This window comes from Kitasatospora aureofaciens (assembly GCF_001188955.3).
In the GTDB taxonomy this organism is placed as follows: Bacteria; Actinomycetota; Actinomycetes; order Streptomycetales; family Streptomycetaceae; genus Kitasatospora; species Kitasatospora aureofaciens.
Genome location: NZ_JPRF03000016.1, coordinates 181,380 through 192,705 on the forward strand (window position 1 = coordinate 181,380; position 11,326 = coordinate 192,705).

Below are 11,326 nucleotides of genomic sequence, written 5' to 3' on the forward strand. Positions count from 1 at the left end.
TGTGAGCACGAACAGCACGCGCGCGCCGTTCCCGGGCCACCCGGGGGCGGCGCGCCGCGTTTCCGACCGGCTGCCCGTCTTCCCCTGGGACAAGCTGGAGCCCTACAAGGCCACCGCCCTCGCCCACCCCGGTGGCCTCTGCGACTTCTCCGTCGGCACCCCCGTCGACCCGGTCCCCGAGGTGATCCAGAAGGCGCTGGCCGCCCACACCGACACCCCCGGCTACCCGACCGTCTGGGGCCCGCTGGAGCTGCGCGAGGCGATCGCCGGCTGGCTGCACCGCCGCTGCGGCGCCGAGATCGGCCCCCGGGCCGTCCTGCCGACGGTCGGCTCCAAGGAGCTGGTGGCCTCGCTGCCCACCCAGCTCGGCCTCGGCCCCGGCGACCAGGTCGCCTATCCGCGGCTGGCCTACCCGACCTACGAGGTGGGCGCACGGCTGTGCGGCGCCGAGCCGGTCGAGTACGACTCGGTGGACGAGCTGGACGGCTCCCGAGTGCGCCTGCTCTGGGTGAACTCGCCGTCCAACCCGACCGGCCGGGTGCTCGGCACGGACGAGCTGCGCCGCGCCGTCGAGTGGGCCCGGGAGCACCGGGTGCTGCTGGTCAGCGACGAGTGCTACTTCGAGCTGGGCTGGGAGGCCGAGCCGGTCTCCGTGCTGCACCCGGACGTCTGCGGGGGCGACCACGAGGGCCTGTTGGCCGTCCACTCGCTCTCCAAGCGCTCCAACCTGGCCGGCTACCGTGCCTCCTTCGTGGCGGGCGACCCGGTGGTGGTGGCGGAGCTGCTGGGGCTGCGCAAGCACGGCGGCATGATCGTGCCGGCGCCCGTCCAGGCGGCGACGATCGCGGCGCTGACGGACGACGCCCACGTGGCCGAGCAGCGGGAGCGGTACGCGGCCCGGCGCTCGGCGCTGCGGGCGGCGCTGGAGGCGTACGGCTTCCGGGTCGAGCACTCCGAGGCGAGCCTGTACCTGTGGGCGACCCAGGACCGCCCGTGCTGGGAGACGGTGGCCGAGTTGGCCGCGCTGGGCATCCTGGTGGCGCCCGGCGACTTCTACGGGCCGTCCGGCGACCGCTTCGTGCGGGTCGCGTTCACCGCGACCGACGAGCGGGTCGCCGCGGCCGTGGAGCGGTTGGCCGCGGCGCGCTGACGGGACGTCGAAGGGGGCCGGTGCTGTTCGGCACCGGCCCCCTTCGGCTCGCCGGGAGGACTACAGCGGCAGGCCGTTGAGGTTGCCGCCGTTGATGCCGTGCAGCAGGCCGCCGAGCGGGCCGAGCGTGTTGGTCACGCCGGACAGGCCGGACAGCGGGCTGTTCGGGCCCAGGTCGGCGCCGCCGAGCCGGTTGGCCGAGCCGTGCTCCGCGAGGCCCAGGACGTCGGTGGCGGGCAGGCCGCCGGGCACCGCGTGCTCGACCGAGCCGAGCGGCAGGGCGCGCTCCACGGCGCCGGTCGGCAGCGCGTCGGTGACGGTGCTGGTGCCGGGGACGGCGCTGGAGAGCCGGTCGGCGCCGGGCAGGGCCTGGGAGAGCCCGCCGACCGGGTTGGTGCCGGCGGTGGCGCTGCGGGTGCCCGTGCCCGTGCCCTTGCCGGTGACGGCCTCGCCGAGCTTGCCGGCCAGGGTGGAGGCGACCCTCGGGGTGACGGCGGAGAGCTGGCCGGTGGTGGCGGCGGTCTGGTCGACCGGAGCGGTCAGCGAGCCGGCCTTCTCGTTCGCCTCGGGGAGCTGGTGGGCGACGATGTTGCCCGCGGCGTCGGCGGAGGCCGGCACGCCCGCGGCGACGGTGGCCGCGCCGGTGGTGCCGGCCGCCTGGCCGAGCTGGTGGGTGGTGTGCTGCAGGGTGGAACCGGTGTCGGTGTTGGTCAGCTGGCCCAGCGGCGCCGCGAGGTCGCTCTTGGGAAGCAGGGCGTCCCCGCCCAGGGCGGACGCGGAGCCGGCCGCGACCAGCGGGGTCGCTCCGGCCGCCACGACGAGCGCGGCCTGGGCGATCCGGCGCGTGAGGGGGTGAGACATGGGGCTCCTCGAAGGGGTCTGGGTCCGTCCCGTCCGCCGGGTGGACGATCCGAGCGTGGACGGGACCTGGCGGACGACGTTGTTACCGCTTGAGGAGCCAGAAGGTTTCGGCCTGGGCGCGAAAGCGCCTGGCCGAACATCGGATCGTATGACCGCAGCAGGGGAGCTCACCGGGCCCTGCCGGACGCCGTCGAACCGGCCCCAACAAGGGGAGTGACGGTTCCCCACCGGGGTTCGCCGGAACGGGCGGTCGGTCCACCGGGGTTGACCGGAATCACCCGTCCGGCGGCAACCCGAACGAATGTGCGTCAGCCCTGGCCGGACGGCGCCAGGGTGACCTGGACGAGCTTGGTCGACGTCCCCGAGGTCTGGGTCTGCCAGCCGTCCTCGGACTCGGTCTTGCGCCAGATCTTCCCGTCGTAGGCGACCGTCGCGATGCCCAGCTGCTGCGCCTGGGCGACCGCCCAGTGGGCCACCTCCCAGCCGCTGGTCCGCTCGGCGCTCGCCCCGGCGTCGGCCCCGGAGTCCGCCGAGGAGGTCAGAGCGGTGGTGGCCGGGTCGGGGGTCAGCGCGACGGCGTGCTCGGCGCCCTTGATCGTCGAGCTGTAGCCGGCGGCCGAGGTGACGGTCCGGCCGAACTCCCGGCGTACCCGGTCCGACAGCACCTGGGTGCGGTCCGGCAGCGCGACCGGGGTCGCCGAGGCGCCCGCGGTCGGCGACGGCGAGTCGGCCGGGTCCGGCTTGGCGTAGTCGTGCACCACGCAGCTGAACGAGGCGGGCTCACGGCCGGCCAGCGCCGAGGTGAGCAGCGTCGCCTTGGTCTCGTGCTTGGCGTACGCCTGCGGGTAGCCGCTCTTCTGCACCGCCTGGGCCGCGTCGGTCAGCGGCATCCGGGTGTAGCCGGGCACCTTGACCAGACCGTCCAGGAACTTGTTGGTCGCGTACACCGGGTCTGCGATCTGCTCCGGGGTGCCCCAGCCCATCGAGGGCCGCTGCTGGAACAGGCCGATCGAGTCCCGGTCACCGCCCGCGAGGTTGCGCAGCTTGGACTCCTGCATGGCGGTCGCCAGCGAGATCGCGGTCGCCCGGTCCGGCAGCCCGCGCGAGCGCGCCACCGCGGCGATCGTCGCGGCGTTGGCGGCCTGCGGCAGCTCGAGCGTGCCGCTGCCCGCCGCGGTCTTCACCGAGCACTCCTCCGAGGCGCCCTGCCGGAACCCGAACCACCAGATCCCGACCACCGCCAGACCCGCGACCATCGCCAGGCCGAGCAGTCCGACCAGCACGAGCAGCAGCGCGCGCACCGGACCGCGGCGCCGGGGCGCCACATCGTCGCCCGGCTCCTCGCCCAGCTTCTCGCTGTGCCTTCTCCTGGCCACCGTCGCCCCTCTCGCGCCCGCCGTCTTGATCCGACACCGTACCCACTCGGACGGGTGTACGGCGCACTCCGGTTTCCGATCAGGTGGCGTTCCGTGTCACAGCACGACCACCCAGGGCACATGGCGGCGAGGCTAGGCTGACGCCATGAGCAGCCCGAACCCGACGCCCCTGGACCTGACCCTCGACGGCGGCACGCTGACCGCCCGCCTCGTCGACTTCCCCTCGGTGAGCGGCGACGAGCAGGCGCTCGCCGACGCCGTCGAGGCAGCCCTGCGCGGCTACCCGCACCTGACCGTGGACCGCTACGGCAACAACGTGGTGGCCCGGACGAACCTGGGCCGCGCCGAGCGCGTCGTACTGGCCGGTCACCTGGACACCGTACCGATCGCCGACAACCTGCCGTCGTACGTCGAGGGCGACCTGCTCTACGGCTGCGGCACCTCGGACATGAAGTCCGGCGTGGCCGTCGCGCTGCGGCTCGCCGCCACCCTGCCCGAGCCCAACCGCGACCTCACCTACGTGTTCTACGACTGCGAGGAGGTGGAGGCCCACCGCAACGGCCTCGGCCACCTCGCCAAGGACCGCCCGGAGTGGCTGGCCGCCGACTTCGCGGTGCTGATGGAGCCCAGCGACGCCATGGTCGAGGGCGGCTGCCAGGGCACCCTGCGGGCGCAGGTCCGGCTCACCGGCGTGCGCGCCCACGCGGCCCGCAGCTGGCTCGGCGACAACGCCATCCACCGCGCCGCCGAGGTGCTCACCCGGCTCGCGGACTACCGGCCGCGCCGGGTGGAGATCGACGGCCTGGAGTACCGGGAGGGCCTCAACGCGGTGCGGATCGACGGCGGCGTGGCCGGCAACGTGATCCCGGACGAGTGCGTGATCACCGTCAACTTCCGCTACGCGCCCGACCGCAGCGAGGCCGAGGCGGAGAAGCACGTCCGCGAGGTCTTCGACGGCTTCGAGCTGACCGTCACCGACTTCGCCCCCGGCGCCCTCCCCGGTCTGGCCCAGCCCGCAGCCAAGGCCTTCCTGGCGGCCACCGGCGGCCAGGCCCGCGCCAAGTTCGGCTGGACCGACGTCGCCCGGTTCAGCGCCCTCGGCATCCCGGCGGTCAACTACGGTCCCGGCGACCCGAACTTCGCCCACAAGCGGGACGAGCACTGCTCGCTGACCGCCATCGCCGAGACGGAGGACCGGCTGCGCGCCTGGCTGACCAGCTGAACCGAAACGTTCGGGGCCGACCGAACCGGCGGTCGAACTCCACCTTCCGGTTGCCCAACCGACCTTCTCCCGTTGCCTGAAAACGGGGGAGGGCGGGCGTAGGGTTTCGTCATGACAGGCACAGGAGACGACAAGCACTACGGACACGGCCCCGAGCAGGTCGGCGTGCCGCGGAAGAAGAAGGCCTGGCCCGAGAAGCAGAAGGGCCCGGTGCTGGTGCGCCGGGACCAGGTCGGCACCAGCACCACGGACCAGCGCCTGCTGGACACCACCGGTCCCACCGACTGGCTGCACACCGATCCCTGGCGGGTGCTGCGGATCACCTCCGAGTTCGTCGAGGGCTTCGGCGCCCTCGCCGAACTCCCGCCCGCCGTCAGCGTCTTCGGCTCGGCCAGGACCCCGGTCGGCTCGCCCGAGTACGAGGCCGGAGCGGCCATCGGCCGGGCCCTCGCCGAGGCCGGCTACGCGGTGATCACCGGCGGCGGCCCGGGCGCGATGGAGGCCGCCAACCGCGGCGCCTCGGAGGCCGGCGGCCTCAGTGTCGGGCTCGGCATCGAGCTGCCCTTCGAACAGGGCCTCAACGAGTTCGTCGACCTCGGACTGAACTTCCGTTACTTCTTCGTCCGCAAGACGATGTTCGTCAAGTACGCGCAGGGCTTCGTCGTCCTGCCCGGCGGACTCGGCACGCTGGACGAACTGTTCGAGGCGCTCACCCTGGTGCAGACGAAGAAGGTCACCCGATTCCCGGTGATCCTCTACGGCAGCGCGTACTGGGGCGGCCTCTACGAGTGGCTGAAGAACACCCTGGTCGCGCAGGGCAAGGCGGCCCCGCACGACCTGGAGCTGTTCCACATCACCGACGAGGTCGACGAGGTCCTGAAGATCCTCGCCGAAGCCCGTCGGCCCGTGAGCGACATCTAGGACCTGTCTTCGAGCCCGCGTCCGCGGGACGGAGGCGAGCCGAGCGCCGTCGAGAGGGGGCCCTACGCCAGCCCCCGGCGGGCGACCGCCGGGGGGCGGGTGCCCCGGATCGAGGCGACCATGTCCAGCACCTGGCGGGTCTCCTCCACCTGGTGCACCCGGTAGACCTGGGCGCCCAGCCAGGCCGAGACCGCGGTGGTGGCCAGGGTGCCGAGGAGCCGCTCGTTCACCGGGCGGTCCAGGGTCTCGCCGACGAAGTCCTTGTTGGAGAGCGAGACCAGCACCGGGAAGCCGGTCGCGGTCATCTCCGGCAGCCGCCGGGTGGCCTCCAGCGAGTGCCGGGTGTTCTTGCCGAAGTCGTGCCCGGGGTCGATGATCACCGCGTCCCGGCGGACGCCCAGCTCCACCGCCCGCTCGGCGAGGCCCACGGTGACCCGCAGGATGTCCGCCATCACGTCCTCGTACCCGACCCGGTGCGGCCGGGTGCGCGGCTCGGCGCCGCCCGCGTGGGTGCACACCAGTCCGACGTCGTGGCGGGCGGCCACCTCGGCGAGCTTCGGGTCCACCCCGCCCCAGGCGTCGTTCAGCAGGTCCGCGCCCACCTCGCAGACCGCCTCGCCGACCTCGTGCCGCCAGGTGTCCACGCTGATCACCGCCTCGGGGTGGCGCTTGCGCAACTCGGCCACGAAGGGCACGGTGCGCCGCAGCTCCTCCTCGACCGTGACCTCGTCGCCCGGGCCGGCCTTCACCCCGCCGATGTCCAGGACCGCCGCGCCCTCGGCCATCGCGCGGTCGGCGGCGGCGAACGCGGCCTCGTCGGCGAAGGTCGAGCCCTTGTCGAAGAACGAGTCCGGGGTCCGGTTCACGATCGCCATGATCACCAGCTCGTCGTCACCGAATTCCCGCGGTCCCAGGCGCAGTGCCACCGATGTCTCCTCCACAGCTCCTACGGGTGCGATGATGGCCCCCGGCCTCACCAGGGACCATGCTGTCATGATCAGCCCGGTTCCCTGGCACCTCGGAGGAGGCCGACCGGGAGTTCGGGAGGACAGCTCGTGTTCTGGGTGATCGTGGTCGCCATGGCCGTGGTGGTCGGCGGCGCCGCGCTGGTGGCGCTCGGCGGGGGCGGCTCGATGCCGGAGGCGGTGCCGGACCGCATCGCCGTGCGGCTGCCGCAGGACCGCCCGCTGCACAAGGCGGACGTCGACGACCTGCGCCTGCCGATGGCCGTGCGCGGCTACCGGATGGACGAGGTGGACGACGTCCTGGACCGCCTCGGCGCCGAACTCGCCTACCGCGACTCGCGGATCGCCGAGCTGGAGGCCGCCGCCCACCTGCGCGGCGCGGTCGAGGCCACCACCGCCCCCGACCCGGCCGCCGAACCGCTGCCCGGCCTGGAGTCCTTCGCCCAGGTGGTCGAGCCCGCCGTCGAGAAGCCCGCCGTCGCGCTCGCCAAGGAGCCGGTCCCCGAGGACGCGAAGCCGGTGACGGGGAAGCCGGTGGAGGACCAGTGACCGAGCCGTTCGACGGTGCCGTCCTGGGCGCGGACGGCCTGCGCCGCTGCGGCTGGGGCGACTCCACCGACGACTACCGCGTCTACCACGACACCGAGTGGGGCCGCCCGGTGCACGGCGACGACGCGCTGTTCGAGCGGGTCTGCCTGGAGGCCTTCCAGTCCGGCCTGTCCTGGCTGACCATCCTGCGCCGCCGGGAGGGCTTCCGGGCCGCGTTCGCCGGCTTCGAGATCGGCAAGGTCGCCGAGTTCGGCGAGGCCGACAGGGAGCGGCTGCTCGCCGACACGGGCATCATCCGCAACCGGGCCAAGATCGACGCGGCGATCGCCAACGCCAGGGTCGCCCGCGACCTGGACGGCGGACTGGACGCGCTGATCTGGCAGTTCGCCGCCGACCCGGACCGACCGGCCCCCCGCACGCTGGGCGAGGTGCCGGCCGTCACCCCTGAGTCGACGGCGCTGGCGAAGGCGCTGAAGAAGGCGGGCTTCCGCTTCGTCGGCCCGACCACCGCCTACGCCCTGATGCAGGCCTGCGGCCTGGTCGACGACCACCTGGCGGACTGCCACGTCCGCACCGGCGGCGGGAAGCGGTAGGCGGCGGGAACCGGTAGGGCGCCGGCTCTCAGCGCCCGACGTACTTCGGCTTCTCCTTGGCGATGAAGGCGCGCACCGCGATCCGGTGGTCCTCGCTCTCCCCGGCCAGGGTCTGCAGCTCGTCCTCCTTGTCGAGCAGTTCGTCCAGTGAGTGCGAAGCGCCGTACGCCAGCGACTCCTTGACGGCTCCGTAGGCCACCGTCGGGCCCTCGGCCAGCTCGCGGGCGAAGACCCGTGCGGTGGCGGCGAGTTCCTCGGCCGGCACGACCTTGGTGGCCAGGCCCAGCTCCATCGCCTCGGCGGCCTTGACCGTCCGGGGCAGCATCAGCAGCTCGGTGGCCTTGGCGTGCCCGACCAGCCGGGGCAGCGTCCAGGACGCGCCGGAGTCGGCGGTCAGGCCGATCCCGGTGAAGGCGGTGTTGAAGCCGGCCCGGTCGGAGAGGATCCGGAAGTCGCAGGCGAAGGCGAGCGAGGCGCCCGCCCCGGCCGCCACCCCGCCGACCGCGGCGACGGTCGGCTTGGGCATCCCGGCCAGCGCGCGGGTCAGCGGGTTGTAGTGCTCGGCGACGGTGCGCAGCGCGCCCTCGCCGGTCTCCTCGAAGCGCTTCAGCAGGGCCAGGTGCTCGTTGAGGTCCTGTCCGACGCAGAAGGCCCGCTCGCCCGCGCCGGTCAGCAGCACCGCGCGCACCGCCGGGTCCCCGGCCGCCTCGATCACGGTGTCGCGCAGCGCCACCTTGGTGGCGACGTCGAGGGCGTTCATCGCCTCCGGTCGGTTGATGGTGATGACGGCCAGGCCGCCGTCCAGCTCGTACAGCACGGAATCCGACATGGGCGAGGGCTCCCTGGTGATCGTCGCGTGGGTGGTGGTGCCAGGATGCCGGAGCACGGGGCGGCGTGGGGAGTGTGAGGTATCGCACCTTCCGGCCGTACCGGTACCGCCGCCACGCCGGGGCTTATGACGCCAATTGCGGTGGTTGCGGCCGGTCCGGCCCTGGTTGCACCGAGAGTGATGTTGGTCATCAGGCCGTGGCATGCGGGATAATGGCTTCCGATCAATGCGTTCGATACCGGCGGTGGACGGACTGCCGGTGCGTAGCTGAGCGGTTGCAGGAAGGGGAACGAGCATGGCGGCCATGAAGCCGCGGACGGGTGACGGCCCGCTCGAAGTCACCAAAGAGGGGCGGGGCATCATCATGCGCGTTCCGCTCGAAGGCGGCGGACGCCTCGTGGTGGAGCTCACGCCTGACGAGGCCAAAGCCCTGGGCGATGCCCTGATGGAGGTCACCGGCTGACCGCAGCGGGTGCTCGTCGTCTCCTGGAGACGTACCGCCGGGCCCGGGCACGACGTCACGTCGGCCCGGGCCCGCGCGTTCCCCGCGGTCAGGACAACCGGGGCAGGTCCTAGCGCTTGACGGCGCAGAGCAGCCCGTCCGAGACCGGCAGCAGCGCGGGCAGCAGCGCGTCGCTCTCCCGCACGTCGCGGACCAGGTCCCGCACGGCGCCGGTCTGCGGGTCCTGCAGCTCGGGCTCGGCGAGGCGGCCCTCCTGGAAGACCCCCTCGAAGCAGACCATGCCGCCGGGCCGCAGCAGCCGCAGCGACTCCAGCAGGTACTCGCGGGACTCGGCCGGGTCCCCGTCGCAGAACACCAGGTCGTACTGGCCGTCGGCGAGCCGGGGGAGCACCTCCAGGGCCCGGCCCGGTATGAACCGTGAGCGGTTGGCCGCGAACCCGGCCGCCTGGTAGGCCTCGCGGGCCAGTTGCTGGCGCACCGGCTCCGAGTCCACCGTGGTGAGCACGCCGTCCGGCCGCATCCCGCGCAGCAGGTAGACCCCGGACACCCCGGTGCCGGTGCCGATCTCGGCCACCGCCTTGGCGTCCAGTGCCGCGGCCAGCAGCCGCAGGCACGCCCCGCCGCTCGGCCCGATGGCCCGTATGCCGGTGCGCGCGGACTGCGCCCGGGCGTAGGTCAGCACCGCGTCCTCGCCCACGTAGGTGTCGGCGAGGGCCGCGCGCGCGGGCCCGAACTCGCTGATGGCTGCCTCTTTCGGAGCCCCGGGCGGCGGCCCGGCGCGGAGGGATGTCGATATTTCCTGCCACAGATTACTGGCCGGGCGGGAACCGCGTACGGCGGCGGGCCGTTGTCACTCAGGACCGGGTGCACAAGGCCTCCCGGGCACTTTTATCCGGGCTTGACGGGTGAGGTGGATATGGTGGTGGCCCTGCTGGGCAGAAGAGCCGACCGAGGAGGTGTGGCCGAGGGCGACGTCCCTGTGCGGCGGCACTTCCGCGGCACCTCGTCGGCCCGTACGCCGAAGCCCGTGATGAACCAGCCTGCGCACTCCGACCTGGACCAGCCCGCCGCCGAGACGCCGGCCGCCGGTACCACCGAGGCCCCTGTCCTCGCGACCTTCGCCGAGGGTCCCGACGCGCAGACCTGGACTCCGCCCACGTGGGAGGAGATCGTCGAGGCCCACAGCGCGCGCGTCTACCGCCTCGCCTACCGTCTGACGGGCAACCAGCACGACGCCGAGGACCTCACCCAGGAGGTCTTCGTCCGGGTGTTCCGTTCGCTGTCCACCTACACCCCCGGCACGTTCGAGGGCTGGCTGCACCGGATCACCACCAACCTGTTCCTGGACATGGTCCGCCGCCGCCAGCGCATCCGCTTCGACGCGCTCGGCGAGGACGCGGCCGAGCGGCTCGCCTCCCGTGAGCCCAGTCCGGCCCAGCACTTCAGCGACACCCACTTCGACGCCGACGTGCAGCAGGCCCTGGACACCCTCGCCCCGGAGTTCCGCGCCGCCGTGGTGCTCTGCGACATCGAGGGCCTGTCCTACGAGGAGATCGCCGCCACGCTGGGCGTCAAGCTCGGCACCGTCCGCAGCCGCATCCACCGCGGCCGCTCCCACCTGCGCGCCGCGCTCAAGCACCGCGCCCCCGGCTCGGCGCCGGGCCGCGAGCGCCGCGGTGGCTCGGAGGAGCCGGTGCCGGTGGGCGCCGTCGCCGAGGTCGCGGCCGCACCGGGCGGGCGCGGACGGAGGCGATCGTGAGCGGAAGCAGCCGGTCCGGTCCGGACCGTTCGGATGCGTCCGACCGGTCCTCGACCTGGCGGGGCTGGGCCCTGCCGGGCCGCCGCGGCGCCGGGGATCCGGCGGGCGGCGAACCCGGTGACCCCGTGCTGCCCGCCGTTCCGCTGCCCGCCGACACGGCCCTGCGCGCGGTGCCCGTACGGCCCGTCGAACCCGCGGTCGAGGAGCACCACCTCGGGGACCGGCTGTCCTCCTTCCTGGACGGCGAACTCGGCCACGACTCCCGCGAGCGGGTGCTGGCCCACCTGGCGACCTGCCCGCAGTGCAAGGCCGAGGCCGACGAGGGCCGGTCCGTCAAGCACCTGCTGACCCGCGCCGACACCCCCGGCCCGTCCTCCGCGCTGATGGCCCGGCTGATGGCCGTCGGCAGCCTGCCCGAGGACGCCCCGGCGGACGCCGACTGGCCGCCCCGGCGCGGCCGCGACGACGACGACCTGCCCGGCGGCGGGGTCCCCGCCGCCGGCACCTTCGGCGGCAGCAGGCTCACCGGTGGCACCTTCGGCCGCGGCGCCGGCGCCTCCTTCGGCGCGGGCGCGCTCGGCGCCGTCGGCGCCGCGGCGCGGGTCGGGCAGGGTGCCCGGGTCGATCGTCCGCACCAG

The 11,326-nt window shown here is 73.8% G+C and carries 13 protein-coding genes; 8 read left to right on the plus strand and 5 right to left on the minus strand.

What is annotated here, in order from left to right; genetic code table 11:
- The first annotated feature begins 1 nt into the window (after position 1).
- Positions 2-1,150: a succinyldiaminopimelate transaminase gene (dapC, locus tag HS99_RS09755; protein WP_046386879.1), complete on the plus strand. Its 1,149-nt coding sequence runs from the start codon at positions 2-4 to the stop codon at positions 1,148-1,150.
- A 60-nt stretch (positions 1,151-1,210) separates the two neighbouring features.
- Here the strand turns inward: dapC and HS99_RS47715 are convergent, their stop codons facing one another.
- Together HS99_RS47715 and HS99_RS09765 are read right to left on the minus strand one after the other, a co-directional pair.
- Positions 1,211-2,011, minus strand: a complete 801-nt coding sequence (locus tag HS99_RS47715; protein ID WP_050366594.1) for a hypothetical protein — start codon at positions 2,009-2,011, stop codon at positions 1,211-1,213.
- A 308-nt stretch (positions 2,012-2,319) separates the two neighbouring features.
- Positions 2,320-3,387 (minus strand): VldE C-terminal domain-containing protein, encoded by a 1,068-nt coding sequence (locus HS99_RS09765; protein ID WP_167344909.1) that lies wholly within the window; start codon positions 3,385-3,387, stop codon positions 2,320-2,322.
- A 145-nt stretch (positions 3,388-3,532) separates the two neighbouring features.
- Here HS99_RS09765 and dapE point away from each other — a divergent pair, with 145 nt between their 5' ends.
- Positions 3,533-4,609 carry a succinyl-diaminopimelate desuccinylase gene (dapE, locus tag HS99_RS09770; RefSeq protein WP_030287411.1) on the plus strand — a complete coding sequence of 359 codons (1,077 nt, stop codon included), beginning with the start codon at positions 3,533-3,535 and terminating at the stop codon, positions 4,607-4,609.
- A 111-nt stretch (positions 4,610-4,720) separates the two neighbouring features.
- Complete coding sequence (locus HS99_RS09775; protein WP_046386880.1) at positions 4,721-5,530, plus strand: LOG family protein; 810 nt, start codon at positions 4,721-4,723, stop codon at positions 5,528-5,530.
- Between the two features lie 62 nt (positions 5,531-5,592).
- Here the strand turns inward: HS99_RS09775 and folP are convergent, their stop codons facing one another.
- On the minus strand, positions 5,593-6,405 hold the full coding sequence (folP, locus tag HS99_RS09780; protein WP_046386881.1) for a dihydropteroate synthase: 813 nt from the start codon (positions 6,403-6,405) through the stop codon (positions 5,593-5,595).
- Between the two features lie 180 nt (positions 6,406-6,585).
- On the opposite strand from folP, the gene HS99_RS09785 reads away from it, so the two are divergent.
- Positions 6,586-7,044 carry a DivIVA domain-containing protein gene (locus HS99_RS09785; RefSeq protein ID WP_063737820.1) on the plus strand — a complete coding sequence of 153 codons (459 nt, stop codon included), beginning with the start codon at positions 6,586-6,588 and terminating at the stop codon, positions 7,042-7,044.
- A complete protein-coding gene (locus HS99_RS09790) occupies positions 7,041-7,637 on the plus strand; it encodes a DNA-3-methyladenine glycosylase I (RefSeq protein WP_030287419.1) in 597 nt (198 codons plus the stop codon). Before HS99_RS09785 ends, HS99_RS09790 begins: the two co-directional genes overlap by 4 nt.
- 28 nt (positions 7,638-7,665) lie before the next feature.
- Here the strand turns inward: HS99_RS09790 and HS99_RS09795 are convergent, their stop codons facing one another.
- Positions 7,666-8,466, minus strand: coding sequence for an enoyl-CoA hydratase-related protein (locus HS99_RS09795; RefSeq protein WP_030287421.1), 801 nt, complete (start codon positions 8,464-8,466; stop codon positions 7,666-7,668).
- Between the two features lie 295 nt (positions 8,467-8,761).
- Here HS99_RS09795 and HS99_RS09800 point away from each other — a divergent pair, with 295 nt between their 5' ends.
- Entirely contained in the window at positions 8,762-8,929 is a 168-nt protein-coding gene (locus HS99_RS09800; RefSeq protein ID WP_070043274.1) for a DUF3117 domain-containing protein, read from the plus strand.
- 109 nt (positions 8,930-9,038) lie between these two features.
- Here the strand turns inward: HS99_RS09800 and HS99_RS09805 are convergent, their stop codons facing one another.
- The gene (locus HS99_RS09805; protein WP_030287423.1) at positions 9,039-9,671 is read right to left on the minus strand and encodes an O-methyltransferase; all 633 of its coding nucleotides are present in this window, start codon (positions 9,669-9,671) and stop codon (positions 9,039-9,041) included.
- 174 nt (positions 9,672-9,845) lie between these two features.
- On the opposite strand from HS99_RS09805, the gene sigE reads away from it, so the two are divergent.
- On the plus strand, positions 9,846-10,688 hold the full coding sequence (gene sigE, locus HS99_RS09810; RefSeq protein ID WP_223886262.1) for an RNA polymerase sigma factor SigE: 843 nt from the start codon (positions 9,846-9,848) through the stop codon (positions 10,686-10,688).
- The coding region (locus tag HS99_RS09815; RefSeq protein WP_305953105.1) for an anti-sigma factor family protein at positions 10,685-11,326 on the plus strand (642 nt) is incomplete at its 3' end. The genes sigE and HS99_RS09815, both read left to right, overlap by 4 nt.

Bases quoted from the DNA above. Each gene is read 5' to 3' on its own strand.
- HS99_RS47715 (WP_050366594.1), bottom strand. From the start codon at position 2,011: ATGTCTCACCCCCTCACGCGCCGGATCGCCCAGGCCGCGCTCGTCGTG.
- dapE (WP_030287411.1), top strand. From the start codon at position 3,533: ATGAGCAGCCCGAACCCGACGCCCCTGGACCTGACCCTCGACGGCGGC.
- HS99_RS09775 (WP_046386880.1), top strand. From the start codon at position 4,721: ATGACAGGCACAGGAGACGACAAGCACTACGGACACGGCCCCGAGCAG.
- folP (WP_046386881.1), bottom strand. From the start codon at position 6,405: ATGGCGATCGTGAACCGGACCCCGGACTCGTTCTTCGACAAGGGCTCG.
- HS99_RS09795 (WP_030287421.1), bottom strand. From the start codon at position 8,466: ATGTCGGATTCCGTGCTGTACGAGCTGGACGGCGGCCTGGCCGTCATC.
- HS99_RS09800 (WP_070043274.1), top strand. From the start codon at position 8,762: ATGGCGGCCATGAAGCCGCGGACGGGTGACGGCCCGCTCGAAGTCACC.
- sigE (WP_223886262.1), top strand. From the start codon at position 9,846: ATGGTGGTGGCCCTGCTGGGCAGAAGAGCCGACCGAGGAGGTGTGGCC.